23 protein-coding genes and 3 rRNA genes are annotated in these 25,526 nt (G+C 70.3%); 13 read left to right on the forward strand and 13 right to left on the reverse strand.

The genetic code is table 11. The features are described from left to right. The first annotated feature begins 29 nt into the window (after positions 1–29). On the forward strand, positions 30–272 hold the full coding sequence (locus H2O74_RS16530) for a histidine kinase (RefSeq protein ID WP_255491710.1): 243 nt from the start codon (positions 30–32) through the stop codon (positions 270–272). Here H2O74_RS16530 and H2O74_RS00830 read toward each other — a convergent pair. Further along, positions 216–719 (reverse strand): hypothetical protein, encoded by a 504-nt coding sequence (locus tag H2O74_RS00830; RefSeq protein ID WP_182112693.1) that lies wholly within the window; start codon positions 717–719, stop codon positions 216–218. The two genes, H2O74_RS16530 and H2O74_RS00830, sit on opposite strands and share 57 nt — an antisense overlap. Continuing rightward, on the reverse strand, positions 716–2,296 hold the full coding sequence (locus tag H2O74_RS16795; protein ID WP_182112694.1) for an SIR2 family protein: 1,581 nt from the start codon (positions 2,294–2,296) through the stop codon (positions 716–718). The genes H2O74_RS00830 and H2O74_RS16795 overlap by 4 nt, the downstream gene beginning before the upstream one ends. A 92-nt stretch (positions 2,297–2,388) precedes the next feature. Here H2O74_RS16795 and H2O74_RS00840 point away from each other — a divergent pair, with 92 nt between their 5' ends. After that, the gene (locus tag H2O74_RS00840; protein WP_182112695.1) at positions 2,389–4,473 is read left to right on the forward strand and encodes a DUF4132 domain-containing protein; all 2,085 of its coding nucleotides are present in this window, start codon (positions 2,389–2,391) and stop codon (positions 4,471–4,473) included. A gap of 24 nt (positions 4,474–4,497) precedes the next feature. Here the strand turns inward: H2O74_RS00840 and H2O74_RS00845 are convergent, their stop codons facing one another. Continuing rightward, complete coding sequence (locus tag H2O74_RS00845; protein ID WP_182112696.1) at positions 4,498–5,073, reverse strand: hypothetical protein; 576 nt, start codon at positions 5,071–5,073, stop codon at positions 4,498–4,500. 342 nt (positions 5,074–5,415) lie between these two features. Continuing rightward, on the reverse strand, positions 5,416–6,096 hold the full coding sequence (locus H2O74_RS00850) for a PadR family transcriptional regulator (protein ID WP_182112697.1): 681 nt from the start codon (positions 6,094–6,096) through the stop codon (positions 5,416–5,418). 811 nt (positions 6,097–6,907) lie between these two features. Here H2O74_RS00850 and H2O74_RS00855 point away from each other — a divergent pair. The 3 genes from H2O74_RS00855 (at position 6,908) to rrf (ending at position 12,093) form a co-directional block, all read left to right on the forward strand. Continuing rightward, positions 6,908–8,425: ribosomal RNA gene (locus H2O74_RS00855) — 16S ribosomal RNA — on the forward strand. A gap of 368 nt (positions 8,426–8,793) precedes the next feature. Then, positions 8,794–11,901 (forward strand): 23S ribosomal RNA (locus H2O74_RS00860). A gap of 75 nt (positions 11,902–11,976) precedes the next feature. Next, positions 11,977–12,093: ribosomal RNA gene (gene rrf / locus H2O74_RS00865) — 5S ribosomal RNA — on the forward strand. The 16S, 23S and 5S rRNA genes sit together here, the layout of an rRNA operon. A gap of 88 nt (positions 12,094–12,181) precedes the next feature. Here rrf and H2O74_RS00870 read toward each other — a convergent pair. Both H2O74_RS00870 and H2O74_RS00875 read right to left on the reverse strand, forming a co-directional pair. Continuing rightward, positions 12,182–13,438, reverse strand: a complete 1,257-nt coding sequence (locus tag H2O74_RS00870; protein WP_255491711.1) for a glycosyltransferase — start codon at positions 13,436–13,438, stop codon at positions 12,182–12,184. Between the two features lie 38 nt (positions 13,439–13,476). Continuing rightward, positions 13,477–15,702 (reverse strand): glycoside hydrolase domain-containing protein, encoded by a 2,226-nt coding sequence (locus tag H2O74_RS00875; RefSeq protein ID WP_255491712.1) that lies wholly within the window; start codon positions 15,700–15,702, stop codon positions 13,477–13,479. Between the two features lie 153 nt (positions 15,703–15,855). Here H2O74_RS00875 and H2O74_RS00880 point away from each other — a divergent pair, with 153 nt between their 5' ends. Further along, positions 15,856–16,530: a GPP34 family phosphoprotein gene (locus tag H2O74_RS00880; protein ID WP_182112700.1), complete on the forward strand. Its 675-nt coding sequence runs from the start codon at positions 15,856–15,858 to the stop codon at positions 16,528–16,530. Here H2O74_RS00880 and H2O74_RS00885 read toward each other — a convergent pair. After that, positions 16,523–16,843, reverse strand: a complete 321-nt coding sequence (locus tag H2O74_RS00885; RefSeq protein ID WP_182112701.1) for a hypothetical protein — start codon at positions 16,841–16,843, stop codon at positions 16,523–16,525. The genes H2O74_RS00880 and H2O74_RS00885 overlap by 8 nt on opposite strands. Before the next feature lie 56 nt (positions 16,844–16,899). Then, entirely contained in the window at positions 16,900–17,481 is a 582-nt protein-coding gene (locus H2O74_RS16540; RefSeq protein WP_182112702.1) for a DUF1349 domain-containing protein, read from the reverse strand. Between the two features lie 48 nt (positions 17,482–17,529). On the opposite strand from H2O74_RS16540, the gene H2O74_RS16545 reads away from it, so the two are divergent. The 6 genes from H2O74_RS16545 to H2O74_RS00920 all read left to right on the forward strand — a co-directional run bounded on the left by H2O74_RS16545 (position 17,530) and on the right by H2O74_RS00920 (position 21,191). Beyond that, positions 17,530–18,027 (forward strand): hypothetical protein, encoded by a 498-nt coding sequence (locus H2O74_RS16545; protein ID WP_182112703.1) that lies wholly within the window; start codon positions 17,530–17,532, stop codon positions 18,025–18,027. A gap of 89 nt (positions 18,028–18,116) precedes the next feature. After that, positions 18,117–18,410 carry a hypothetical protein gene (locus H2O74_RS00900; RefSeq protein ID WP_182112704.1) on the forward strand — a complete coding sequence of 98 codons (294 nt, stop codon included), beginning with the start codon at positions 18,117–18,119 and terminating at the stop codon, positions 18,408–18,410. After that, positions 18,407–19,579, forward strand: a complete 1,173-nt coding sequence (locus tag H2O74_RS00905) for a putative T7SS-secreted protein (RefSeq protein ID WP_182112705.1) — start codon at positions 18,407–18,409, stop codon at positions 19,577–19,579. The genes H2O74_RS00900 and H2O74_RS00905 overlap by 4 nt, the downstream gene beginning before the upstream one ends. A 20-nt stretch (positions 19,580–19,599) precedes the next feature. Further along, positions 19,600–19,965: a hypothetical protein gene (locus H2O74_RS00910; protein WP_182112706.1), complete on the forward strand. Its 366-nt coding sequence runs from the start codon at positions 19,600–19,602 to the stop codon at positions 19,963–19,965. Continuing rightward, complete coding sequence (locus H2O74_RS00915) at positions 19,955–20,368, forward strand: hypothetical protein (RefSeq protein WP_182112707.1); 414 nt, start codon at positions 19,955–19,957, stop codon at positions 20,366–20,368. The genes H2O74_RS00910 and H2O74_RS00915 overlap by 11 nt, the downstream gene beginning before the upstream one ends. Before the next feature lie 25 nt (positions 20,369–20,393). Further along, complete coding sequence (locus H2O74_RS00920) at positions 20,394–21,191, forward strand: hypothetical protein (RefSeq protein ID WP_182112708.1); 798 nt, start codon at positions 20,394–20,396, stop codon at positions 21,189–21,191. 83 nt (positions 21,192–21,274) lie between these two features. Here the strand turns inward: H2O74_RS00920 and H2O74_RS00925 are convergent, their stop codons facing one another. The 3 genes from H2O74_RS00925 to H2O74_RS00935 all read right to left on the reverse strand — a co-directional run bounded on the left by H2O74_RS00925 (position 21,275) and on the right by H2O74_RS00935 (position 23,507). Further along, a complete protein-coding gene (locus tag H2O74_RS00925; protein ID WP_182112709.1) occupies positions 21,275–21,724 on the reverse strand; it encodes a nitroreductase family deazaflavin-dependent oxidoreductase in 450 nt (149 codons plus the stop codon). Positions 21,725–21,835: 111 nt separating this feature from the next. Beyond that, positions 21,836–22,645, reverse strand: coding sequence for a nuclease-related domain-containing protein (locus H2O74_RS00930; RefSeq protein ID WP_182112710.1), 810 nt, complete (start codon positions 22,643–22,645; stop codon positions 21,836–21,838). Between the two features lie 241 nt (positions 22,646–22,886). Beyond that, entirely contained in the window at positions 22,887–23,507 is a 621-nt protein-coding gene (locus H2O74_RS00935; RefSeq protein ID WP_182112711.1) for an L-threonylcarbamoyladenylate synthase, read from the reverse strand. 100 nt (positions 23,508–23,607) lie between these two features. On the opposite strand from H2O74_RS00935, the gene H2O74_RS00940 reads away from it, so the two are divergent. Continuing rightward, complete coding sequence (locus tag H2O74_RS00940) at positions 23,608–24,012, forward strand: DUF2809 domain-containing protein (protein WP_182112712.1); 405 nt, start codon at positions 23,608–23,610, stop codon at positions 24,010–24,012. On the opposite strand, the gene H2O74_RS00945 is transcribed toward H2O74_RS00940, so the two are convergent. Both H2O74_RS00945 and H2O74_RS00950 read right to left on the reverse strand, forming a co-directional pair. Next, positions 23,984–24,604: a bifunctional 2-polyprenyl-6-hydroxyphenol methylase/3-demethylubiquinol 3-O-methyltransferase UbiG gene (locus tag H2O74_RS00945; RefSeq protein WP_182112713.1), complete on the reverse strand. Its 621-nt coding sequence runs from the start codon at positions 24,602–24,604 to the stop codon at positions 23,984–23,986. The two genes, H2O74_RS00940 and H2O74_RS00945, sit on opposite strands and share 29 nt — an antisense overlap. A gap of 30 nt (positions 24,605–24,634) precedes the next feature. Further along, the gene (locus tag H2O74_RS00950) at positions 24,635–25,471 is read right to left on the reverse strand and encodes a siderophore-interacting protein (protein ID WP_182112714.1); all 837 of its coding nucleotides are present in this window, start codon (positions 25,469–25,471) and stop codon (positions 24,635–24,637) included. Between the last annotated feature and the right edge of the window lie 55 nt (positions 25,472–25,526).

Here is a 25,526-nt window from a genome sequence, read left to right on the forward strand (position 1 = left end):
CTACCCACCGCTGCCCTTCCATCGGTGACGTGCCGAACCATCTGGCGCGCGACCTGCACGACACGGTCGCGCACCACGTCTCCGCGATCGCCGTGCGCGCGCAGGCCGGACTCGCCGTCGCGCCCTCGGTACCGCGGCTGGATGATCCGCGCCTACGCGCTCGGCCAGGGCGCCGGGACGCACGTGTTCGTGCTCGGCGGCGGGGAGCCGCCCGCCTACCAGTACTTCTCGCCCCCGCTCGCGAGGAACCGCCACAGGACGCCCGCCAGTGACCCCTGGAGCACGGGCCAGTCCTCCCGAGGGAGGAGCGGCTCGGCCACCCGCAGCTGCCAGCCGCCGGACCCGTCGACGCTCGCGATCAGGAGATCGGAGTCCCCGAGGAACTCGGCGATGACGACGTCGTGCGGTCGGAGCTCGTCGGGGCGCGCGATGCGCTCGTGCGCGGTGCGCCTGGCGCTGGCGGCCGGCGAGAGGATCACCATCCCCCACTGTCCGTAGTCCACGTCCTCGAAGAGCCTGGCACCTCGGGTCAGCGACCAGAGCTCGCGCAGTTCGTCTGGCGCGTGCTCGGGCACGGTGGCGGCGATCTCGTGGGCTGTGGCGGGCGGCTCGAGAGTGCTCGCGAGCCGGAAGCCGGAGTCGTCGTAGCGCCGTGGCTGGCCGAGCGCGGCGAACCTCGCGAGCAGGCGTCGCAGGTCCGGCGCGAGTGCCTCCGTCATCCGGCCCCCACCTCGCCGAGCGCGTCTGCCAGCCGCCGCCACGCCGCCCGCTCCGCCTCGGGCAGCGTCTCGATGCGTCGTCGCAGGTCACGAGCCTTCTCCGCCACCTCGCGCTCGCGGTCGCTGAGGAGCGCCGCGTACCGCTCGTCGGCGAGGTACTGCGCCGGCGTCGCGTGCATCGCGACCGCGTCAAGGAAGATCGCCAGGCGCCTGGCCCGCACGCCGGGGCCGGCGCCGTTGTCGTGCGCGACGGCGACGTAGTCGAAGCGGCCTTCCCACAACCGCCGCGTCGCCTCGTCGGCGGAGAACGTGACGACCGTGCCGAGAGCTGTCCCCCGCCGCCGGTCGGACGCGAGCGGCGTGCTGCCGGCCCGGAACAGCAGCACCTCGTGCGCGATGCGCAGGAAGTTGTCGTCCGTCATCGAGGCCCCGACCGCCATGAGGTGCTTGGTCATGAGCAGCGACTGCACGACGGCGCCCATAGGCCCGGACTGCGCGTCGTAGCCCACGAAGTCCGACCGTGACAGCACGATCGTCTCGGGGAACCGCGCGTCGCCGTGCATCTTGAGCAGCCACGGGGCGCCCGGCATCGTCAGGTTAAAGGGGAGCACCGCGAGGTGCTCCTGGCCGGTGTCGTGCACGGCACGCTCGTAGAGGTCGTCGTAGTTGGTGGTCACTGCCTCCGCGCACCCCAGCGACGCGAGCAGCGCGTGCGACAGGCCGTACCGGCCGTCCCCGCGGGTCAGCTCGGCGACACGCTCGCCGAGCCGCTGCTCGCCGAGCACGCGCCGCAGCAGCTCGGACTGGTCGAGCGGCGACCGGACGGTGCCGAGGTCGACGCCGGCGTCCTGCGCGAGCCGCCCGATGAGCTCGCCCCACGACGGCAGTCCCGCCGACATGCTCACCCCCGCGCCGATGAAGAGCGCCAGCGACCCCTCGGTCACGCGGGCGGCGAGCGCCTCGGCGTCGCGCAGCAGGCCGGGAGGCAGGTGGTCGGCGTGACCTCCACCGAGAAGGCGGCGTCGCGCCTGGAACGCCGCGTGGTCCGCCGCGTCCGCCGCGGCGACGACGACGTCGATCCCCCCCGAGTGCGCCGCAGCCAGGCAGGTCGCGAGCAGCGCGTCGACGACGTCGCCCCGCACTGCCCCGAATCCGCCGCGCCCGACGCCGAGCGTGGGCACGGCCACCACGGGCCGCGGCCGGTTCCCGCCGGGTCGCAGCTGGGCGTGGTCGATGTCCGCGAGGACGGCGGCCAGCCGGTCGACCATGGGCCCGACGGCGTCCGCTGCGCCCGCCAGCCCGCGGCCGTTCGCCGCGTCGACGAACCAGACCGGCGACCGCGGGCGCAGCACGGACGACTCCCGTGCCCGGCCCCAGCCGGCGTCGGCCCAGCCGTGCGGCCGGAGCGCCCCGACGTCCCGACGCCACGCGGCCGCGCCGGTGTCGTCACGCCGACCGAGCGCCGCCGCCCACCGCTCGCCGACCGAGAACGCCCGGTCCGTCGGCACGACGACGGCGTCGTGGTCCAGGTTCTCCACGCGCCCGTGGACCACGAAGACGTGTCCGTCCCCGGTCATGGGGCGACGCTAGCCCGGTGGGGCGGGGTGTGCTCCCGTCGTCACCCTGTGGGCGGCTGCCCGGTGTCGGCCCCGTGCGCGACACTCGCCCGGTGACCACCGCCTCGCTCGTGCACCGGATCGAGCAGGCGCTCGCCGCGCGGGAAGCGACGGACGATGAGGTCGCCCTGGCGGACCGGGTGGTCGAGCTCGCCCCCGCGGACCTCGGCCGCCTCCACGTCCATCTCGAGACGGACCAGGTCCGGGCCGCGGCTCACCCGCGGCTCACCGGCACGCTGCGGAGGCACCTCGACGACGCTGTCTACCCGCCGGCCGCGGCGAGCGCCGTGCTGCGTGCCCTCGCGGACGGCGACGGGCCGCGGCAGACGCCGGCGGGCCGGCTGACCGCGGCGGCGCACGTCCTGCGGCGCGCGACCGACCCGGTGGCGCCGGACGTCGTCGCCGCCGCGACAGCGCTCCTCGCCGTGCTCCGTGCTGCGGCGGACGCACCCGCCCCGGGACCCGAGCGCAGGCACAGGTTCCCGTGGGGCCACGGTCCCGCGCTTGCCCTGCTCGCCGGTATTCCCGGCGCCGAGGACGTCTGGCCCGACCTCGACGACCGCCTTCGTGGCACCGCGGAAAGCAGCTGGCACGCCGGCCGTCTCGAGATGGTGTCCACCCTGTCCGCCGAGGAGCGGTTCCTCCTCGACCGGGCCCCGCAGCTGTGGGTGGGGGCGCGCCCGACGCCGGTCGGTGACGGCGGCCCACGGCCGGACGACATCCCCGCCTACCGGGCCTGGGTCCGCAACGCCCTCGAGGATGCGCTGGAGCGGGCCCGCGACGTCGCCGCGGGGCGTGTGCCGTACGCACCCGACGCCGCGTTCACCGGGACGGAGGCGCCCGTCGTCGCCGAGGCCGCGCTCCAGGCGCTGGCATGGGACGAGCCCTGGGTCGCCGATCTCGTGCCCCCACTGCTCGAGGCGGTCTCGACGGCGCCGGACCCTGCCGCCCGCACGGTTCCCTCGCAGTCACTGGCGATGAACCTCGGCCGTGCCATCGCGTGCGCGCCGACGCCGGAGACGGTCCAGGCCCTGACCCGTGTCATACCGACGGTCCGGCACGCGGGCGTGAAGAAGAAGCTGACGCGTCACCTGGCGGACGCCCGGCGCCACCTCGCGCTGCGGCCGGCGATCGCCTTCCGCGGCGACCCTGACCTCCACGACCCGCGGCGCACGACACAGCTGCGCCTGCTCGAGAAGGGCTATCTCACGGGTCTGCACTGGCCGGCGGCGCAGTGGCAGGACGCTGTCGCCCCCTCGCTCGGGGACGTGGCGGGTCGCCTCGTGTGGAGGGTGACCAGCGCCGACGGTCGCGTCCGGTCGGCGATGCCGCGCCCGGGCGCGGGCACCTTGCTGTGGACGGACGCCGACGACCTGGAGGTCTCGGTGACGCCCGACGCCTCTGTCGCGCTGTGGCACCCGGCCTCCGCCGACGACCAGGAGCGGGGCGCGTGGCGCGACCGCATCTGGCGCGAGCGCATCGACCAGCCGTTCCGACAGGTCTTCCGCGAGCACTATGGCGCCATCCCGGCGGCTGACGGCGTCGTCACGGACTTCGAGGGCTACGTCGTCGACCTGCGGCTGTTCACGGCGGTCGCTCGCGGGGCGGGGTGGACGAGCGACGCGCACGACGGGATGACGCGCACCGAGGGCGCCGTCGTGGCGCGGGTCGACCTCCCCGGCGCCTACCCCGGCGCGCGTGGTGAGTCCGTGCTCGGGGCACTGCGGCTCCGTACCGGCCGCGGTGCCGGCACGGCGTGGTCTCCCGACGCCGCCGAGGGGCATGTGCTCCTCTCCGAGATCCTTCGCTCCCTGGACCTTGCGGTCTCGGTGGCGGCCCTCGGCCTCGTCCCCGACCGGCCGGCGAGGCTGCCGCACTGGAGCGACGGCCTGGCCCTGCGGCGTGATGTGGTCGCCCGCGCGACGGAGGGCCTGCCGGACACACACCTGAGCCGCACGCATCTCCACGTCGGCCGCTTCGCCATCCACCTGCGGACGGGGCGCATCACGCTCGACGGGGACGAGGTGCCCCTCGTCGTCACGCCGCGCCCGACGCCGACGGTCCCCTGGCTCCCGTACGACGAGAAGCTGCTCGCGCGCATCCTGGCGGCCGTGGCCCAGTGCGCCCGTGGCGGGTGAGGCCGCCACCGGGCCGCACACCCGTCAGCGGAGAGCCGCGAGGCCCGTGCGCGCACGTGGCCGCCGCTCTTCCTCGTCCCGCAGGACCGACACCTGGGCGTAGGCCGCACCCGCCACGACGGCGGCGCTGACGGCGGCCAGGAGCCATCCGGACCCGACGACCTGCCCGTACCGCGTCGTGAGCAGACCGAGCAGGTACAGCCCGCCGACCACCCCTGCGGTCACCGCGGCGACTGCGACGGCGAGGCGGGACGGACCAGGGCTGTCGCTGCGCAGGGCGGTCAGGGCCGCGGCAGCAGTCAGGAGCGGGAGCATCAGCACGGCGACGGTGAGGAAGGCCTCGCCGCCCTCGGTCGTCCCGGTGAATCTGATGAGCAGGTTCCAGCCGCTCAGACCGGGCCAGGTGACCGCCTCGGTCACGTGGTCCGCGTCGAGGTCCACCCCGTCGCCGAGCCACGTGAGGGACATCGACACGACCGACAGCGCGGCGCCGAGGGTGAGCATCGACGCGGTCCTGCGCAGCGTCCCCTCGCGCCGCTCGATGCGCGAGAGCCGGCCCTCGAGCCGACGCAGCCGTCCGATGAGCTCGTCGTGCTCCATCCGGGCCTCCTCCGCAGCGGGGTGACAGCACCTGCCGGCCGATCTTGGCACCAGATCGGGTGCGGTGCGTGCTCATGGCAGCGGAGAGTGCGGCCCTGCGTCAGCCCAGCCCGCCGAGCGCTCCGACCAGCCCGGCGAGCAGCATCGCCAGCACGACGCCGCCGGCGACCCAGGGCGCGGCCTTGCGTGCCGCCCTCATCGGGCGGGATCCAGGGTCGTGCCGCGCGCGCTGCCGTCAGTCCTCATGCGACGAGGGTAGGTGAGCAGCTCGCAGCACACGGACGATGGCCCCCGGAACCAGTCCGGGGGCCATCGTCGTCGGCGTCGTCGCCCGCGTCGAGGTCACGACTGCGTCGGGGAGTCGCCCGCGAGCAGCCGGTACAGCTCCTTGCGTGCGCGGACCAGGACCTCGCTCGCGGCGGTGTGCTGCTCGGAGGTGCCGACCTTCGCCACCTGCGCGACGGCGTCCTTGAGCGCCATGACCTCCTGCCGGAGCGCGAGGGCGGACGCAGGGTCGAAGCCCGCCGTGGTCCACGGGGTGCCGAGGGTCGCGCGGTGCTCCTCGACGTAGGCGGTGCCCTGCGGCGTCAGCGACGCCGTACGGCGTCCTTCCACGCGCTCGATGGTCACGAGCCCTTCGTCCTCGAGCGCTTGGAGCGTGGGGTAGACGGAGCCGGGGCTCGGCGTCCACGTCCCGGAGCTCCGGTCCCCGATCTCCTGGATCAGCTCGTATCCGTGTCGTGGCTGCTCGTCGAGCAGCAGGAGGATGGCGGCCCGGACGTCGCCGCGAGCCCGGGGCCCGCGCCCGCGACGCCCAGGGCCGAAGCCGGGAGGGCCGCCGAAGCCGCCAGCGCCGAAGCCGCCGGGCCCGCCGAAGCCGCCCGGGCCCCGGCCGCCGTGGTGGCCGCGGCGCTCGCCGCCACCGCTCCGGTGGTCGCCGGCGCCGTCCTCGAACGCCGGCGGCTGGAAGCGGAAGCGGACCTCTGCCCCGCCACGCGGGCCGATGTGGTTGTGGTTCCTCATGATGATGTCCTTTCGTTGACACGCTCACGATATATCGGCAACGGCTCGCCAGCAAGCGATCGCTCCCTGGGGGTGCGCAAGGCGCTAGGAGCAGGCGAAGATGTCTCGACATCGAGAGATCGAGTCACCGAGGAAGAGGTGTGCCATGCACGAGACAGAGACCACGGACGTCGTCGTCGCGGAACAGGACGTGTGGACGAGCGTCAGCAACCCGCGCCGCACTCGCGTCTGACGCCCAGCTGGCGCGGGCGCCCCTAGCCCCGCGCGAGGGCCGCAGCGCCCGGCGGCGCCGGGCGATCGGCGCGCGTCGAGCTGCGTGTCCCAGGCCACAGCGGCGCGAGTTGGAGTGCCGGCCCAACCCGTGTAACGTTGCCATGCACCCGAACGGGAGGCACGGACAGCGGAGAGATCTGCAGGCCGGTCCCAGGGTGCCAACCCCCTTCAGATTGAGGCGCTTCACCGCGCCTCGGACGGGGTTGCCTGTGCATTGGAGTCGGTCCAGCGGATTTGACACCAGCGCCCAGGAGCATAAGATTGAGAAGTTGCCTCCGGATGGGTCGGAAACGGCCTTGAGGGATGTGCGTCTGTTCCTTGAGAACTCAACAGCGTGCCAAAAGTCGATGCCATTTGTCGGCGTTCTTGGTGGGTGTCCTGCTTTCGGTGGGGTGCTTGTCGGGGGCGGACGACGTGGTTGAGACGAATGTTTAACGTCAGTTGACATTTGATCGATGCCAGATTCAACTGGCCCCTTTCGGGGGGTCGCTTCGTGTGTTGGTTTCTCTGCCCTTTCGGGGGTGGGTGACTATAGACATCTACGGAGAGTTTGATCCTGGCTCAGGACGAACGCTGGCGGCGTGCTTAACACATGCAAGTCGAACGGTGATCTCGGTGCTTGCACCGGGTGATCAGTGGCGAACGGGTGAGTAACACGTGAGTAACCTGCCCCAGACTCTGGGATAACTTCGGGAAATCGGAGCTAATACCGGATACGAGACGCACGGGCATCTGTAGCGTCTGGAAAGAATTTCGGTCTGGATGGACTCGCGGCCTATCAGCTTGTTGGTGAGGTAATGGCTCACCAAGGCGACGACGGGTAGCCGGCCTGAGAGGGCGACCGGCCACACTGGGACTGAGACACGGCCCAGACTCCTACGGGAGGCAGCAGTGGGGAATATTGCACAATGGGCGAAAGCCTGATGCAGCGACGCCGCGTGGGGATGAAGGCCTTCGGTTGTAAACCCCTTTCAGCAGGAAGAAGCGAAAGTGACGGTACCTGCAAAGAAGCGCCGGCTAACTACGTGCCAGCAGCCGCGGTAATACGTAGGGCGCAAGCGTTGTCCGGAATTATTGGGCGTAAAGAGCTCGTAGGCGGTTTGTCGCGTCTGCTGTGAAAACCCGAGGCTCAACCTCGGGCCTGCAGTGGGTACGGGCAGACTAGAGTGCGGTAGGGGAGACTGGAATTCCTGGTGTAGCGGTGGAATGCGCAGATATCAGGAGGAACACCGATGGCGAAGGCAGGTCTCTGGGCCGCAACTGACGCTGAGGAGCGAAAGCATGGGGAGCGAACAGGATTAGATACCCTGGTAGTCCATGCCGTAAACGTTGGGCACTAGGTGTGGGGCTCATTCCACGAGTTCCGTGCCGCAGCAAACGCATTAAGTGCCCCGCCTGGGGAGTACGGCCGCAAGGCTAAAACTCAAAGGAATTGACGGGGGCCCGCACAAGCGGCGGAGCATGCGGATTAATTCGATGCAACGCGAAGAACCTTACCAAGGCTTGACATATACCGAAAACTCATGGAGACATGGGGTCCGCAAGGGCGGTATACAGGTGGTGCATGGTTGTCGTCAGCTCGTGTCGTGAGATGTTGGGTTAAGTCCCGCAACGAGCGCAACCCTCGTCCTATGTTGCCAGCACGTCATGGTGGGGACTCATAGGAGACTGCCGGGGTCAACTCGGAGGAAGGTGGGGATGACGTCAAATCATCATGCCCCTTATGTCTTGGGCTTCACGCATGCTACAATGGCCGGTACAAAGGGCTGCGATACCGCGAGGTGGAGCGAATCCCAAAAAGCCGGTCTCAGTTCGGATTGGGGTCTGCAACTCGACCCCATGAAGTCGGAGTCGCTAGTAATCGCAGATCAGCAACGCTGCGGTGAATACGTTCCCGGGCCTTGTACACACCGCCCGTCAAGTCACGAAAGTCGGTAACACCCGAAGCCAGTGGCCCAACTCGCAAGAGGGGGAGCTGTCGAAGGTGGGACCAGCGATTGGGACTAAGTCGTAACAAGGTAGCCGTACCGGAAGGTGCGGCTGGATCACCTCCTTTCTAAGGAGCATCTGGCGCGAGAGCGTCCAGGGCCTACTACTCGAGCGTTCGTCTCGAGGTGGGTAGCTCACGGGTGGAACATCGACCAGTGGCAGCCGCGTTGGTGGCTTCTCAGTACCTCGTGCTTCGGCGCGGGAGGAACCTGAAGACCTCCGGGTGGTTGTTTCGGCACGCTGTTGGGTCCTGAGGGAACAGGTGTTTGCACCTGGACCTCGGGCCGGCCCCCAGTGGGGGGTTGGTTGCGATCGGACCTTCGGGACCGGATGAACCGCTTCGCCTTCGGGTGGGGTAGGCGCCGGGATCCTGGTGGGGCCGCCCGTAGCTTGAGAACTGCACAGTGGACGCGAGCATCTTTAAGTAAGTCTTTGTGGCAAGTTTTTAAGGGCAAACGGTGGATGCCTTGGCACTAGGAGCCGAAGAAGGACGTAGTAGCCTGCGATAAGCCTCGGGGAGTTGGCAAACGAACCGTGATCCGAGGATCTCCGAATGGGGAAACCCAGCTGGAGTCATGTCCAGTTACCCGCGCCTGAATATATAGGGCGTGTGGAGGGAACGTGGGGAAGTGAAACATCTCAGTACCCACAGGAAGAGATATTCCGTGAGTAGTGGCGAGCGAAAGCGGAGAAGGCCAAACCGATCGTGTGTGATAGCCGGCAGGTGTTGCACGGTCGGGGTTGTGGGACCTTTCAGTCAGTTCTGCCGAGCTGGCAGGGAGTCAGAAAGTCGCGTCATAGTCGAAGGGCATTGAAAGGCCCGGCACAGAGGGTGCGACCCCCGTAGACGAAATGGCGTGGCCTCCCGAAGGGGATCCCAAGTAGCACGGGGCCCGAGAAATCCCGTGTGAATCCGGCAAGACCACTTGCTAAGCCTAAATACTCCCTAGTGACCGATAGCGGACAAGTACCGTGAGGGAAAGGTGAAAAGTACCCCGGGAGGGGAGTGAAATAGTACCTGAAACCGTTTGCCTACAATCCGTCGGAGCCTCCCTAGCAGGGGTGACGGCGTGCCTTTTGAAGAATGAGCCTGCGAGTTAGTGGTACGTGGCGAGGTTAACCCGTGTGGGGAAGCCGTAGCGAAAGCGAGTCCGAATAGGGCGATACAGTCGCGTGCTCTAGACCCGAAGCGAAGTGATCTAGCCATGGGCAGGTTGAAGCGCGGGTAAGACCGCGTGGAGGACCGAACCCACCTGGGTTGAAAACCGGGGGGATGACCTGTGGTTAGGGGTGAAAGGCCAATCAAACTTCGTGATAGCTGGTTCTCCCCGAAATGCATTTAGGTGCAGCGTCACGTGTTTCTTGCCGGAGGTAGAGCTACTGGATGGCCGATGGGCCCTACAAGGTTACTGACGTCAGCCAAACTCCGAATGCCGGTAAGTGAGAGCGTGGCAGTGAGACTGCGGGGGATAAGCTCCGTAGTCGAGAGGGAAACAGCCCAGACCACCAGCTAAGGCCCCTAAGCGTATGCTAAGTGGGAAAGGATGTGGAGTTGCACAGACAACCAGGAGGTTGGCTTAGAAGCAGCCACCCTTGAAAGAGTGCGTAATAGCTCACTGGTCAAGTGATTCCGCGCCGACAATGTAGCGGGGCTCAAGTATACCGCCGAAGCTGTGGCATTCACACAATAGCTAGGTCTTCGGATCCAGGCGTGTGGATGGGTAGGGGAGCGTCGTGTGGCGAGTGAAGTCGCGGGGTGACCCAGCGGTGGACGCCACACGAGTGAGAATGCAGGCATGAGTAGCGAAAGACGGGTGAGAAACCCGTCCGCCGAATGACCAAGGGTTCCAGGGCCAGGCTAATCCGCCCTGGGTAAGTCGGGACCTAAGGCGAGGCCGACAGGCGTAGTCGATGGACAACGGGTTGATATTCCCGTACCGGCGAAGAACCGCCCATACCGAGCCCGGTGATGCTAAGTGCCCGAAGCCGTCTAGATCCCTTCGGGGACGTGACGGGGGAGCGCACGACCCGAACCGGTAGTAGGTAAGCGTATTAACAGGGGTGACGCAGGAAGGTAGCCCAGCGTGGCGATGGTAGACCACGTCCAAGGTTGTAGGGCGAGCTGTAGGCAAATCCGCAGCTCACATAGCCTGAGAACTGATGGTGACCGCTTATGCGGGATGATTGGGTGATCCTATGCTGCCTAGAAAAGCCTCGACGCGAGGTTCTAGCCGCCCGTACCCTAAACCGACTCAGGTGGTCAGGTAGAGAATACCAAGGCGATCGAGAGAATCGTGGTTAAGGAACTCGGCAAAATGCCCCCGTAACTTCGGGAGAAGGGGGGCCTGAGGCGTGTAGGCACTTGCTGCCGAAGCGTTCGAAGGCCGCAGAGACCAGGGAGAAGCGACTGTTTACTAAAAACACAGGTCCGTGCGAAGTCGCAAGACGATGTATACGGACTGACGCCTGCCCGGTGCTGGAAGGTTAAGAGGACGGGTCAGCTCTTCGGAGCGAAGCTCAGAATTTAAGCCCCAGTAAACGGCGGTGGTAACTATAACCATCCTAAGGTAGCGAAATTCCTTGTCGGGTAAGTTCCGACCTGCACGAATGGCGTAACGACTTCTCCGCTGTCTCAACCGCGAACTCGGCGAAATTGCACTACGAGTAAAGATGCTCGTTACGCGCAGCAGGACGGAAAGACCCCGGGACCTTTACTATAGCTTGGTATTGGTGTTCGGTACGGCTTGTGTAGGATAGGTGGGAGACTGTGAAGCCGGCACGCCAGTGTCGGTGGAGTCAACGTTGAAATACCACTCTGGTCGTTCTGGATATCTAACCTCGGTCCGTAATCCGGATCAGGGACAGTGCCTGGTGGGTAGTTTAACTGGGGCGGTTGCCTCCTAAAATGTAACGGAGGCGCTCAAAGGTTCCCTCAGCCTGGTTGGCAATCAGGTGGCGAGTGCAAGTGCACAAGGGAGCTTGACTGTGAGACTGACAGGTCGAGCAGGGACGAAAGTCGGAACTAGTGATCCGGCGGTGGCTTGTGGAAGCGCCGTCGCTCAACGGATAAAAGGTACCCCGGGGATAACAGGCTGATCTTGCCCAAGAGTCCATATCGACGGCATGGTTTGGCACCTCGATGTCGGCTCGTCGCATCCTGGGGCTGGAGTAGGTCCCAAGGGTTGGGCTGTTCGCCCATTAAAGCGGTACGCGAGCTGGGTTTAGAACGTCGTGAGACAGTTCGGTCCCTATCCGCTGCGCGCGCAGGAAACTTGAGAAGGGCTGTCCCTAGTACGAGAGGACCGGGACGGACGAACCTCTGGTGTGCCAGTTGTTCCGCCAGGAGCACGGCTGGTTGGCTACGTTCGGAAGGGATAACCGCTGAAAGCATCTAAGCGGGAAGCCTGCTTCAAGATGAGGTTTCCATGGGACTTGATCCCGAGAGGCTCCCAGCTAGACCACTGGGTGAATAGGCCGGATGTGGAAGGCAGGACTAACGACTGCCGCAGCTGACCGGTACTAATAAGCCGATAACTTGACACACTCTTACTTGTGCTACGCGTCCACTGTGCGGTTCCCGAGATACGGTCGGGAACCCGATTGACATCTCCATAGAGTTTCGGCGGTCATAGCGAAGGGGAAACGCCCGGCTCCATTCCGAACCCGGAAGCTAAGCCCTTCTGCGCCGATGGTACTGCACGGGAGACTGTGTGGGAGAGTAGGTCGCCGCCGAACATCACTTCACAACGAGGCCGTCCCCTTTTCGGGGACGGCCTCGTTGCGTTACCCAGAATCTGCCGGACATGTGCGCAGCATTCGTGAGTCATACCGCGAGCTGGGGCACGGGTGGGGTGTCGACGTGCGCCAGGAGCGCATCGAGCACTGCCTGGCGGTCGAACTGCGTGGCCCAGGCGCGTGCGCGGGTCTCCCACGCGAGCAACTCGCTCCCGCTGAAGCTGAGCACGTGCTCGAGAGCGGCTGTGATCGACTGGGGCGAGCCGGCGTCGACGAACACCGCGGCGTCGCCGACAGCCTCGGGAATGCCCCCCGTCCTGGTGGTGATGACGGGTCCGCCGCCCGCGAGCATCTTCTCGACCAGGGCGATGCCGAACGTCTCGACGAACTCCGAGCGGGGCTTGCTGGGCAGCGCGTACGCCGCGCATCCGGCCATGAGGTGCGCCTTCTCGGTATCGCCCACGTCGTCGAAGAACACGATCCGTCCCGCCGCGCTCGATGTCTCGGCAAGGCCGTGGAGCCGTGCGGCGTCCGGTCCCGAGCCGGCCACCACAAGACGAGTCGTGCGGGGGATGTCCGCGGCGGCGAACCCCGCGATCAGGTCGTCGACACCCTTGGCGTGCGCGAGGCGGGACAGGAAGAGCACGAACCCGTCCCGGCGAAGCCCGCGGCGTGCGAGGACCCGGTCGGTCTCGTGCGGGTCCAGCGAGAGGTAGGCGGAGGTGTCGATCGCCGGGTAGGAGATCCGCACGCGCTCGCGCAGCTGCGCCGCGAAGGTGGTGCCGTGGCGCGCATCGAGCGCGGTGGCCTCCTCGACGATGAGGTCCCGCGTGTACTGCGAGACCGCCAGGCACACGTCGTGGGCCAGGTAGCTGCTCAGGACGTGGGCCGCGGGGCCGAGGCGGTCCTCCTCCACGCAGGCGCGCACCACGTTGGTCACGTCCGAGCCGACGGCCTCGGCGACCGTGGTCACGTCGACGCGCAGTCCGGTTGCCCGCGCGATGCGGACGGCGTCCGCGACGGCGATCGCGTGCGGGGAGAGGTACAGCGACATCGCTACCGTCGGCACGCCGTCGGTGAAGAGCTCGACGAGCCGCCCGGTCAGGCCGGCGAGGTAACGCCCGTCGGGGACGCGGTAGTCGCCCACCGGGGCGGGTCGCTCGACCGTGATCCCGGGGGAGTACGGCAGGACCAGCTCGAGCGGCTTCAACGGCAGCCCGGCGTCGCGCAGGCGGTCGATCGGCCACGTCACGATCCGGACGTCGTCGAACCCGCGCTCGAGCGCGGCCTCCGCCAGGTTCCTGGCCTCGCCCGAGTGACCGCAGATCACCGGGTCGGCGCGCACGACGATGACCAGCCGTCGCCGCGGCCTGCGCGCCGCGGTCACCGGCGGTGGCCGATCGGTGGCGCCGTCGGGCTCGACGGCGGGCGGGACACGTCCCAGCGGTCGCGCTCCGGTCCGAGCGCGATCGTGAGCCGGCCGCCGCGGTGCAGCTCGCCGCCGCTCAACCAGCTGCGGTCGAGCGGCTCGCCGTCGAGGTGGACCGCCTGGACGTACTGCGCGGGCCCGCCCGGTTCCGGCTCCCGGAAGCCGGTCGTCTCGATCGTGAGCACCGCACCTGGTGTGCCGTCCATGCCACCCACCTCCATCCGGGACTCGCGCCACGCGGGCGCGTTGAGCAGGAAGACGTTCTGGCCAGCGACGGGAAACAGTCCCATGGACGCCCACACGAACCAGGACGACAGGCCGCCGGAGTCGTCGTTACCGGGGAGGCCGCCCCGCCCGGGGCCGAACTGCTGCTGGACGATGTCATGGACGACGTCGGCCGTGCGGTCCGGGCGGCCGGCGTACTGGTACGCCCACGGCGCCTCCATGTCGGGCTCGTTGTTGAGGCCCTCGAAACGGCCGAGGCTGTACCCGGCGAGCATCTCGTCGACGCCGGGCCGGATCCCGGGCTGGATCACGGGGTCGGCACCCACGCCGAAGAAGCGGTCGAGCAGGGCGACGAAGGCGTCGTCGCCCCCGGCGAGCGCGATGCGCGCGGCCATGTCGTGCAGCAGGCGGAACGAGTAGTTCCACCGACCGCCCTCGTAGAAGGTCGAGTCCTGGAGCAGGCCCGTCGAGGGGTCGAAGGCGTTGGGCCACCGAGCGGCCAGGGCGGTGAACTCCTCGGCCAGCGCGGAGTCCCCCACGTGGTCGGCCACGAGAGCCGAGCACCAGTAGCCGAACGCGAGGTCGAGGGTGTGGCTGATGGGGTGCGCCTTCCCCCGCAGGAGGAAGTCCTCGCCGTACATGCGCCGCAGGTCGTTGTGCATGTGCACGAGGGCCCAGTCCCAGTCCATGCCGGGCAGGCCCAGGGCGCACAGGTCCGCCAGGAACGTGTGCGCGAGCGCGCTGCCCTGCCGGGAGAACTGGTCCGCGCCGCGCGCCATGCGGTAGCCGATCGGGAGGTTGCCCTCCTCCTCGCAGATGTGGAGCAGGGCCTGCGCGAGCTCGACGGCGCGGTCGGGCAGCAGCGCCGTCAGCAGCGGGAGCTGCGTCCGGTAGATGTCCCACATGGTCGAGACGTCGAAGGCGAAGGGGCCGGTCGCCGGCCAGAACGGGCTCTCGCCGTAGGCGAGGCACGGCTTGACGAGAGAGTGGTACAGGGCCGTCTCGAACACGGTGGCCCGCTCGGCCGACGGCGCCTCCACGGTCACCCTGTCCAGGTGGGTGGCCCACGTCGCCCTCGTCCGGGCGCGGCGAGCCGCGAAGCTGGACGGCCCCGGACCGCAGTCTCGGTGGAGGTTCTCCCGTGCCTGCTCCACGCCGCGCAGCGAGAAGCCGAAGCGCAGCTCCACGACCTGGCCGGCCGTCGTCGGGCCCGCCCACATCAGGCCGAAGGGGCGCAGCGTCGTGGGGCGGATGTAGTCGAAGTCGAGCCGCGTGCCGCCGGGCATGAGGCGCCGGTCGTACCAGAGCAGCTGGCGCCACGCCGTCGCGTCGCACTCCACGTGGACGGCGAGCGGGGCGCCCTCGACGACGATCTCGCCCTGGGCGACGCCCGGCGCGACCGACTGCAGGTGTGCGCGCAGCGGCACGGTCCGGCCGTGGGGGATCGACAGGCCACCCAGAGACAGGTCGATCACCAGGCGCGCGTCCGGGTGCGCGGGGAAGGTGTAGCGGTGCACGGCGCTCTTGGGGCCGACCGTGAGCTCGCAGCGGATGCCCGAGTCCAACGTCGCCGCGTACCAGCCGGGCTCGGCCTCCTCGTCGTGCAGCTCCCACGTCTCGCCGAGGGCGTCGAGGGGCTGGAGCATCGGCGTCGTGCGGAAGTAGTTGTAGTACTTGCGGATCGCGCCGGTCCCGGACTGCTGGAAGTGGGTGAACCCCGAGGCGACCTGGCGGTCGTGGATCGTCGTCGGCACGCCCTCGGTGGACAGGTCGAAGCGGCCGTAGCCCGTCGGGTACGCGCCCGAGTAGGCGCACGCCGAGACCATCCCGAGCGGATACGTCGCCCCGGGGTGCGTGTTGCCGATCTGGGGCTTGGGCCACCACCACGTCGCGGCCGCCCCGGACTGCGGGGGCAGGGCCGTGACCTCGGTGCCGATGAACGGGTCGACGTTCACGGTGCCTCCGGCGTGGGGCGGTGGCCGACGTCGTCCATGCCCGGACGCTAGGTGCCCTGTGTGTCGCGCGGGTTGCGACACGCTTTCCGGCATGGAACGAACCGACCGTCGGCCGATTCTCAGGACGGCGCCAGGTCGCCGTACCGTTGGGGCATGATCCTCAGCGAAGACCTCCTCCTCCTGCTCACCGACGACGGCTCGGGGCGCACCATGGAGAGCGGGGAGCGGCTCGCGTTCGTCCTGGCCGGCGGGGTGCTGACCGACCTGCTGCTCGCTGGTCGCGTAGCCGTCGCGGCACCGGGGGAGTCGGTCCGCGCCGGTCGCCTCGTCGTCCGGGACGCCACGCCCGTCGGTGACCCGGTGCTCGACGAGGGCCTGCGGCGCCTCGCGTCCACGACGCCGAAGAAGCCGCAGAGCGCGCTCGGCCCGCTGCGGTCCGGGCTGCTCGACGAGCTGCGGGCGCGGCTGGTCGCGCGCGGGATCCTGCGCGTCGAGCAGGGCAAGGTCCTCGGGATCTTCCCCCGGACGTCCTGGCCGGCCGAGGACTCCAGCCACGAGGCCGGCCTGCGGCAACGACTGCGCGATGTCCTCGTCGACGGGCGCCATCCCGACCCGCGCGAGGCGGCTCTGATCGCCCTGCTCCACTCCGTCAACCAGGTCCCGGTCGTCATGGGTGACGTCGGGGTCTCCGTGCGGGACCTGCGCGCGCGCAGCAGCGCGATCGCGCACCAGCACATCGGGGCCGAGGCCGTACGCCGGGCGATCACCGCCTACGAGAACAACTCCGTCGCGGATGGGTTCGGGGTGTTCGTGACCGGAGTCAGCTGACGACCGCCCGGTCGCGCCCGGGGCGGTCCACGAGGACCCACGTGGCGCCGCCCAGAACCACCGCGGCGAGCGCGACCGCCGGCCACGGTCCCAGGGTGTCCGCGAGCAGGTGCGACACCGCGAAGCATGCGCCGCCCACCAGGGCTGTCACCAGGAGCCGCCACCACGGCGTGTGCCGCACCTCGCGCGCGACGCACCACGCGACACCGACGAGAAGGACCACCGCCCCGGCGGCGCGGACGTCCGTGAGCTGAGCGGCGGCGAACCCGGCGACGAGCGCGGCGGCGGCGATGACGGCAGTAGGAAGACGCACGGCGTCAGGCTACGCGCGCCGTCGGGCAGGTCCGGCGCCCAGCGCCGGCCGGAACCTCAGTGCAGGGCGGCCTCGGCGGCACCCTCGGCCCAGCGCCGGAAGCGCACGACCAGACCGGCGCGCGTGGGTGCGCAGCAGTACGGCCCGGCGCCGACGTCGGCGTCGGGCGGGAAGTACGCGACCCGCAGCAGGCGGAACGGCTCGTCGTCGACGCGGGCCCGCAGCGTCACGGCGTCGCCCGCGCGGCTCGCCCGGACCGTCACGGTCCGACCCGACCAGTCGGGCACCGGCGCGACGGACCAGTCGGAGTGCCCGAGCGTCACGACGGCGCCGACCTGAGGCGTGCCGTCCGAGTGCTCGACGCCCGCCTTGACCCAGGCCTCCGGGTCGGCGCGGAGCATGAGCCCGGCCTGGTCGAACTGCTCCGTGAACGCCGCGTCGAAGGTGACCTCGACCGCCCGGCCGCTCGGGAGCGGCGCGAGGAGGGCGTGCGCGTCGTCGTGCACGAAGCCGTAGGACGTGTGCCGCCACGCGTCGCTGCCCTCGGCGGCCTCGACGAGGAGGTCCGTGCCGTCCTCCCACGTCCGGACGGGCGGTGTGGTCCACGCCCCGGCGGACCAGGGGACGACGGTGCTCACGGTGGCTCCTTCGGCGGTGCGGTTCCGGCCGAGGCTAGCGTGTCGGCCATGAGCGCTGACGACGTCGCCCCGGCCGCCCCCAGCGGCCGGCTGGCCTTCGCGTGGGCCCTGGGGAGCGTGGTCGTCGCGGTGTTCCTGGCGGTCGGCGTCGGGCTGGTGGTCGGGCTCGTCATGAGGGCTCTCGTCACCGACGCCGAGACGGACGGCTGGGCGGGCCTCGCGGCCGTCGTCGTCGGCGTGGTGGTGGGCGTCGGCGCCGGCGTGCTCGCGTGGGTGGTCGGGCTGGTCGTGGCGGCGCGGAGGCTGTTCCCGCGGGGGCGGCGGCTCGCCGTCGTGCTGCTGACGATGGCGGTCACGCTCGTCGGGTCCGTGGTGGCGGTCGCGCTGCTCGGGATGGTCGGTGCGGGTGGTGCGGTGACCGGCGGTGAGAACCAGGTCGGTGCGATCGTCGTCGTCGCGGCGCTGGCGGCCGGGGTCTACCCGTGGTGGGCACGCCGCGTCGGGCGGAGCGTGTCCCATGCCCTGGACGTCCGCCCGGCCCCGTAGGCGGAGTTGTCCACAGGGGTGCCCCCTCACTGTCGGGCGGTGTCCGATTTCGGTAGAACTGGGCCTCACGCCGGCGGCGAGGGGGAGACATGGCGCAGCTCGAGGTGGACTGGGAGGCGTTGGAGCACGCCGGCAAGCGGCTGCTCGGCTGCGCGGACGACGTCGCGCCGGAGCTCGCGCCACGGATCGTGCGGACCTCCGCGTACGGGCACGCCGGGCTCGCCGCCGCCGCGACGGCGCTGCGGGACGCGCTGGGTGACCAGACGGTGCGGGCGCAGCTCGCGCTGACCGGCCTCGGGGACGGGCTGCGGAGCTCGGCGCGCGAGTACAGCGAGGCCGACGTGCGCGCCGCCGTCACGCGGGTCGCGATGTACGTGTCGTGAGCGCGGGTGCGCGGTTCGGCAGCGCAGCGGCGTTGCGCGAGGACGCTGCCCGGTTGCGCGAGCGGGGCGAGGCGGCTGACCGCATCGCGGGCGTGGTGCGCCGGACGGACGTCGGATGGTGGACGGGGGAAGCGTCCGACGCCTTCGCGGAGGCCATGGCCGGGGTCTGCCGCCGACTCATGTGCGCGGCTGACGACTCGAGCGCTGCCGCGGAGGCGCTCGAGCGCCATGCCGACACGATCGCCTGGGCCGAGGCGCGCGCGGGGAGCCAGGCGGCGGTGGGTGCCGCGGCGACCGAGGTTCTGCTGCAGGACCTGCGGGATGCGGTGGCGGAATCGGCTCAGCGGTCGGCCGGGGCCCTGCGGCGCATCACCGAGGACATCGATCCGATGCCGGACGTCTGGGACGTCATCGCGCTCAACCGGGACCAGTACTGGCGGGGAGTCGGCGAGGGCGTCGTCGGCATGCTCCAGATGGCGTGGGACACGAACCCCGCGCGCATGGTCCTCGACCCGACCGGGTACTACGGCGACGGCGCTGCGGCGGCGATGTACGTCTGGAACGGGTTGCGGGAGGATCCCGTCGGGCTGGCGAAGGACGTGACGGACTACGACACCTGGCGCACGGAGCCCGTCCGGGCCGGCGGGCGCTTGATGCCGGAGGCGCTGATGGCGGCGGCAACCGGGGGCGCGGGAGCGGCTGGTTCGATCGGACGGCGCGGTGTGTCTTCGGCCGCCGTTAAGGCACGGGGTCGCGGCTATCGCTCGGATATCCGCGCCCTGCTCGCGAGTGCCGCTGAGGCGGGCCATACGGTGGCGCGCCAGAGGACACCTGGTTGGATGACGCCTGATGGTTGGCCGGTTCCCGCATGGCTCGCTGACGCTGCGCAGCGGATCCCGGAGAGCTGGGGACCCGCCGCGACCAACTCGCGCGGTGTCGGCTTCCGGTGGTTCTCCGAGGATCTCGTCTCGCATGGCGTACGGATCGATGAGGGGAATGCTCTTCATGCGTTTGAAACGCAGCACGTTGCTCACGTGGTCGTGCGCCGGGACGGCAGATTGATCGGACGCGACGGGGTACCGATTTCGGGTTCGTTGGATGCTCGTTTCGACATGGGCCACATTCCCCTCACCGAGTGGATGACGTGGCGGGAGTGGGGGCAGCTTTGAGCACCTTGAGATACCCGGCCATGCGGCTCGAAGGGCTGGCCGCGCTGCGCGCACTGGCCGACGGTGACACGCAGGACGCGCGATGGGTCCAGGGCGAGCCCATGCCGAACGGGTTCCGTGACAGCCTGGCTTTCCGGCTGGACCAGCTCTTCGAGATGTCGATGCTGCTGCCGCATCCGGAAGCGATGGTGGGTGTGACCGTGTTCGCGGACGAGGTCGCGGTGCTCGGCCACCTCGGCGCGTGCCTGCAGGCCGTGCTGGACGAGACTGATGAAGCGGAGCCCAGCGAGGTTCTCGGTCACGGCGTCTGGCCCGACGTGGTGAAGGCGGCTGGGGATGCGGTAGACCGCCTGGTGAGGAACGGCGGCTTTCCCGATGAGCCCTGACGCCGGCCGGCACGCGAGCCCCGGACCTGAGCAGCTGCACTCCACCGACCGCGTGCCGGTCGCCGAGGCGGACGCCGGGATGCTCCCGACGCCGGAGGACTCGAAGCGTGCGCCGGTCTGGGAGAACTACGTCGTCGCGCAGGCCTCGCAGGCGGCGCTGGGGCTCATTCCGGTCCACGCTCTCGCGGTCGGTGTCGTGGTGGAGCGGTACGACATCCGCCTCCACGTCCAGCTCCGTGAACGCAACGATGGCGACGTCGCAGACATGGCCGAGATCGTCTTCGAGCTCGAGCTGCTGCTGGGCCGCGAGGCTCGCGTCGAGCTGGTCGGCGAGGTGCTCGACGCTCCCGAGCTCGGCACCCGACCGGCTGTGGTCTGGTTCTACGCGGCGCGCGGCTACTGAGTGATCACCGGAAGGGACTCATGGGATGCCCAACCCGACGCCATTGGTTGACCGACTCCTCGCCGAAGGGCTCGATGACTGGCTCGACGCGGGGTGGATCTCCTCCGAAGCACGTCGCGCCGGTGCCACTCTTCCCGCGGACATCCGCACGATGGCGCTGGGTGCCGTGGCGGAGCTGCTGTTCCGCGGCCTCGCCGAGGCGGGCGACGTGACACCGGAGGGCTTCGTGCCCTGGGGGACCAGCCCTGCGGTGTCGTTCGAGCGCATCCTGTCCGAGCTGGATCGCATACCGCCGGGCGAGGAACGACCGGGCGACGTCTTCTGGCTGAATCTCCACGCCTCGGGTGAGGAGCGGGGCCGGACCGCACGTGACGGGATGCCGCGCGCGTCGGACCACGTCTCATCCTGTCCCGAGAGGGAGGTCCGGGGCCCCATGACGAGCGTTGAGCTCCCATGGCTGAGGTACGAGATCGCTTCCGCGGTCAGCCAGCTTGCGGATACCAGGTACCAGAAGGAGCGGTGGCTGGATCCGCCCGTGGCACCGGGTCAGCGGCGGCTTGAGCTCCAGACCGTCATTCGCTGGCTCGTCGAGGACACGAGCGCGCTCGAGGCGCCTGAGGAGCTGGCTGGAGCCATGCTGTACCCGGACGAGGTACCTGCGCTCCGGGCGCTCGGGAAGGCGTTCTTGCCACTCGTCCTCCGCTACGAGGATGCCTCCGACCACACCTATCTCGCTGATCCGAGTTGGCCGGAGGTTGTGGCTGCCGCTGCAACCGCACGGGACTGCCTCGAGGCGAACGGGGCGCCACCCGTAGAGGTCTAGGCCGCACCTCGGGACGGGACACTCGAGCGTTAGCCCCGGTTCGGGTCGACGAATCTCTGGTGCTCGGGGATCCACGCGCTGGGTCAAGCCTCGGGTGCCTCCATGGGCGTCAGGACGAAGACCGGGATGAGGCGGCTGGTCTTGGTCTGGTACTCGGCGTAGTCGGGCCAGACCTCGACGGCGCGGGCCCACCACTCGTCGCGCTCGGCGCCCGTGGCCTCGTGCGCGTGGTAGTCCTTGCGGACGGCGCCGTCCTGCAGCTCGACGTGCGGGTTCGCGACGAGGTTGTGGTACCAGGTCGGGTGCTCCGGGGCGCCGCCCTTCGAGGCGACCACGGCGTACTCGCCGTCGTGCTCGACGCGCATGAGGGGCGTCTTGCGGAGCTTGCCGCTCTTCGCGCCGACCGAGGTCAGCAGGATGATCGGGACGCCGCGCAGGGTGTTCGCCTCGCGGCCGTCCGTGGCCTCGAACGTCTCGGCCTGCGTGCGGGCCCACTCGGACGGGGACGGTGCGTACTCTCCGGTCAGCGGCATACCTCAGCCAACCACGCCGTGCCGTCGGCGCATCCCGAGTCCGTGCGACGTCCACGTGGACTGTGCCTCCCGCTGGCCGGGAGGCGAATGCCACGATCCGAGGTCCTCGGGTCAGCCCAGCGATGACAGGGCGGCGAGGAGCAGGCCGCCGACGACGGGCGCGCACACGAGGACTGCGAGGAACGCCACCAGGGCCGATGCCGCCGGCGAGAGCCCTGGCTCGTGGTGCCCTGCGGCGGGATGGCGCACCACGGGGACCAGCGGTGTCGCGCTGCGCTGGGCGCGGTCGGGTCGGGGAGGCGTCCGGCCGAGCAGACCGTCGAGGTACCTGGCGATGTCCGCTACTTCGGCCGCCGTCAGGCGCGCCGGCAGGGAGCGCAGCTGTGCCGCCAGGTGCTCGAGGCCGACGACGGTCACGCCGTGGTCAGCCATGGTCGACGGCATGCGATGGCCGACGAGGCAGATGACCGAGCGTGCCAGGACGCGATGGGCGGGCATGAGCAGCGCCGCCACCTCGGCCGTTGCAGCCGCGACACCCTCGAGTGCGTCGCTCCGTCGGTACCCGTTCTGCCGCAGCGTGCCGCCGCGGACCGTGACCTCGCCGCTCCACTTCTTGGCGTCGACGACGACGACGCCACCCGGGCCGATCACGATGTGGTCGATGTTGGCCCTGGTGCGACCTGGCCACCGAACGTCGTGCAGCGCGACCCAGCCGTGGACCTCGAGGGCGACCAGGGCGCGCGCGACCCGGCGCTCGCCGTCGGCCCCGGAGGCCCAGGCATCGTGCTGGCGAGCGGCTCGCTCGGCTGCCGCACGGATCTCTCCCGTCGGGTCGCCGGTGCGGTGCTGCTCGGCGCGCAGCCGGTCGACGCGTCTGGCATGGCGCGATGCCTCGCGTTCAGCACCTTCCCCTGCGGCCACGGCGCCTCCCTGTTCGTGCCCAGGAGATCGGCGCCCGCACCGCCCCGCTTGAGATCCGAGAACGGCGCAAGCGGGTGATCGTGGACAACGGCTACCGCGGGACGGGAGTAGAAGTCAGCGCCGCGCGGGTTCGGCTCTCGGGCCGGCACGGCCGCGGGGACCGGTGCTACCGGTGCGGGGGAGTGGGTTCCGCGAAACGTGCGCGCGGGGTGAGCCGGGCGGGCACGTGAGCGCGCCGCGGTCAGAAGCGGGACGGGTCGCCGGCGCCCTCCCGGACGACCTGGGGGTAGCCCTCGGACCAGTCGACGACGGTCGTCGGCTCGGTGCCGCAGTCGCCCGCGTCCACGACGGCGTCGATGACGTGGTCGAGCTCTTCCTTGATCGACCATCCCTCGGTCAGCGGGTCCTCGTGGTCGGGCAGCAGCAGCGTGCTCGAGAGCAGCGGCTCGCCGAGCTCACGCACGAGCGCCAGGGCAACGGGGTGGGCCGGGATGCGCACGCCGACCGTCTTCTTCTTGGGGTGCGCGAGGCGCCGCGGCACCTCCTTCGTCGCCGGGAGGATGAAGGTGTACGCGCCCGGCGTCGCCGCCTTGATCGCGCGGAACGCCGAGTTGTCGAGGATGACGAACTGGCCGAGCTGGGCGAAGTCCGCGCACACGAGCGTGAAGTGGTGCTTGTCGTTCAGCCCGCGGATCCGGCGGATGCGGTCGGCGCCCGTGGGGCTGTCCAGGCGCGCGCCCAGGGCGTAGCAGGAGTCCGTCGGGTAGGCGATGAGCGCGTCCTGGTCGCGCAGCATGGCGGTGACCTGACCGATGCTCCGGGGCTGCGGGTCCTGCGGGTGGACGTCGAAGTAGCGCGCCACGGGTCCTCCCTGGGTCGACGGTGCCACCGTACCCCGCACGCGTGCGGCACGATCGGCCGGACGGTGCCGCCGCGGCCCGCCCCGACGACGAGGAGCGACCATGTCCCACGCGCGCCGCCGTGCGCTCGCCGTCGCGGCGGTCGGCGTCGTCGCCGCGGGGCTCGTGGTCTCGCGCGGGCACGGGCTCGCCGCGGACCTCGGCGGGGGCGCCCTCTACGCCGCACTCCTCTACGTGCTCGTCGCGCTCGCGGTGCCGCGTGCCCGGTCGTGGCGCGTGGGCCTGGCCGCGCTGGCCCTGAGCGTCGCCGTCGAGCTGCTGCAGCTCACCGACCTCCCGCGCGACGTCGTCGCGCAGGTGCCCGTCGCGCGCTACGTGCTGGGCACGACGTTCGTCGCGACCGACCTGCTCGCGTACGCGGTCGGCGCCGCTCTGGCGACGGCGGCCGACGTCGTGCTGCGACGGCGCGTGGGCGCCCTCAGCGGGCGCGACCGCCGCCCCGCCTGAGCAGCGCGACCAGGAAGTCGGAGTCCGGCTCGAGCGGGCGCAGGTCCCACGTGCCCAGCGCGACGTCGAGCGTGAGGCCGGCCGCGCGCGCGTCGTCGAAGAACTGGCCGAACGCGTAGCCGCGGCCGGCGCCGAAGCCGACGACGAGCCGCCCGTCGGGCGCCAGCACGGCGCCGAGCCGCCGCAGGACCTCCACCTCGGTGCCCGGGGCGACGAACGTCATGACGTTGCCCGCGCACACGACGGCGTCGAACGGCTCGGTGATGCCGTGCGCGGCGAGGTCGAGCTCGGCGAGGTCCCCGACGAGCCAGCGCCCCTGGGGGTGGTCCGCCTCGGCCGCCTCGACCAGCACGGGGTCGACGTCGACGCCGACCACGGTGTGCCCGCGCCGCGCGAGCTCGCCCCCGACGCGGCCCGGCCCGCAGCCGGCGTCGAGCACCCGCGCGCCGCGCCGGACCATCGCGTCGACCAGCCGCGCCTCGCCGTGCAGGTCCGCGCCGTCGGCGGCCATCTGCCGGAAGCGCTCGACGTACCAGTGCGAGTGCTGGGGGTCGGACCGGACTTTGGCTTCCCACCGGGTCGGCTGTCGCATGACCCGACCGTACGGCCTCGCGGCCCGGACTCAGGCGTCGGGTGCGTGGTGGTCGAAGTTCGCCTCGCCGCGGCGCCAGTAGCCGGTCATCGCGAACGAGTCGCGGTCGACGCCGACCGCCGCCAGGTGGCCGCGGATCGCGCGGACCGCCGCGACCTCGCCGGCGGCCCAGGCCCACAGGGTGCCGGCCGGCCGCGTCAGGAGCGCCGCCCCGACGGCGTCCGGCAGGAGCGTCGTCGTGCCCGGCTCGGCGCCGTCGCGGTGCAGCCACGTGACCACCGTGCCGGCGCGGTCGGGGAGGTCGAGCTCCTCGCCGGGCCCGCCGACCTCGACGAACGCGCGCACGGAGGCCGACGGCGGCAGGCGGTCGAGCCAGTTGAGGAGCGCGGGCACGCCCGTCTCGTCCGCCGCGAGCAGGTACGTGTCGCGGTCCAGCGGCATGAGCATGGAGCCCCGCGGCCCGAGGGTGCCGAGGACCTGGCCCGGCTCGGCCTGCGCGGCCCAGCGGCCCGCCGGTCCGTGCTCGTGCACGACCATGTCGACGATCAGCTCCTCGCTGCCCGCCGCGACGGTCCGCACCGTGTAGTCGCGGCACACGAGCCCGGGGTCGTCCCGGTTGGTCCAGCGGCCGTCCTCGAGCACGGGGAGCGTCACCTCGGCGCCCGGCTCCTCGGGGAAGAAGACCTTGAGGTGGTCGGCCGGGCCGTGCGCCTCGAAGCCGGCCAGGTCGGGGCCGCCGAGCGCGATGCGGCGCATCGTCGGGCTGAGCTCGGCGACCCGGCGCACGACGAGGCGGCGCGCAGCCATCGGCAGCCGCACACGTCGCACGACCTGGGGGGTCGACAGGGCGGTGGGGGTGGCGGTCATCGCGGCTCCGTCCGAGCGGATTGCAGAAGTGGTCGGAGGTTAGGCTAACCTCACT

The organism is Actinotalea sp. JY-7876 (genome assembly GCF_014042015.1).
In the GTDB taxonomy this organism is placed as follows: domain Bacteria; phylum Actinomycetota; class Actinomycetes; order Actinomycetales; family Cellulomonadaceae; genus Actinotalea.

Bases quoted from the DNA above. Each gene is read 5' to 3' on its own strand.
- H2O74_RS00830 (WP_182112693.1), bottom strand. From the start codon at position 719: ATGACGGAGGCACTCGCGCCGGACCTGCGACGCCTGCTCGCGAGGTTC.
- H2O74_RS16795 (WP_182112694.1), bottom strand. From the start codon at position 2,296: ATGACCGGGGACGGACACGTCTTCGTGGTCCACGGGCGCGTGGAGAAC.
- H2O74_RS00845 (WP_182112696.1), bottom strand. From the start codon at position 5,073: ATGGAGCACGACGAGCTCATCGGACGGCTGCGTCGGCTCGAGGGCCGG.
- H2O74_RS00850 (WP_182112697.1), bottom strand. From the start codon at position 6,096: ATGAGGAACCACAACCACATCGGCCCGCGTGGCGGGGCAGAGGTCCGC.
- H2O74_RS00880 (WP_182112700.1), top strand. From the start codon at position 15,856: ATGATCCTCAGCGAAGACCTCCTCCTCCTGCTCACCGACGACGGCTCG.
- H2O74_RS16545 (WP_182112703.1), top strand. From the start codon at position 17,530: ATGAGCGCTGACGACGTCGCCCCGGCCGCCCCCAGCGGCCGGCTGGCC.
- H2O74_RS00900 (WP_182112704.1), top strand. From the start codon at position 18,117: ATGGCGCAGCTCGAGGTGGACTGGGAGGCGTTGGAGCACGCCGGCAAG.
- H2O74_RS00910 (WP_182112706.1), top strand. From the start codon at position 19,600: ATGCGGCTCGAAGGGCTGGCCGCGCTGCGCGCACTGGCCGACGGTGAC.
- H2O74_RS00915 (WP_182112707.1), top strand. From the start codon at position 19,955: ATGAGCCCTGACGCCGGCCGGCACGCGAGCCCCGGACCTGAGCAGCTG.
- H2O74_RS00920 (WP_182112708.1), top strand. From the start codon at position 20,394: ATGCCCAACCCGACGCCATTGGTTGACCGACTCCTCGCCGAAGGGCTC.
- H2O74_RS00925 (WP_182112709.1), bottom strand. From the start codon at position 21,724: ATGCCGCTGACCGGAGAGTACGCACCGTCCCCGTCCGAGTGGGCCCGC.
- H2O74_RS00940 (WP_182112712.1), top strand. From the start codon at position 23,608: ATGTCCCACGCGCGCCGCCGTGCGCTCGCCGTCGCGGCGGTCGGCGTC.
- H2O74_RS00945 (WP_182112713.1), bottom strand. From the start codon at position 24,604: ATGCGACAGCCGACCCGGTGGGAAGCCAAAGTCCGGTCCGACCCCCAG.
- H2O74_RS00950 (WP_182112714.1), bottom strand. From the start codon at position 25,471: ATGACCGCCACCCCCACCGCCCTGTCGACCCCCCAGGTCGTGCGACGT.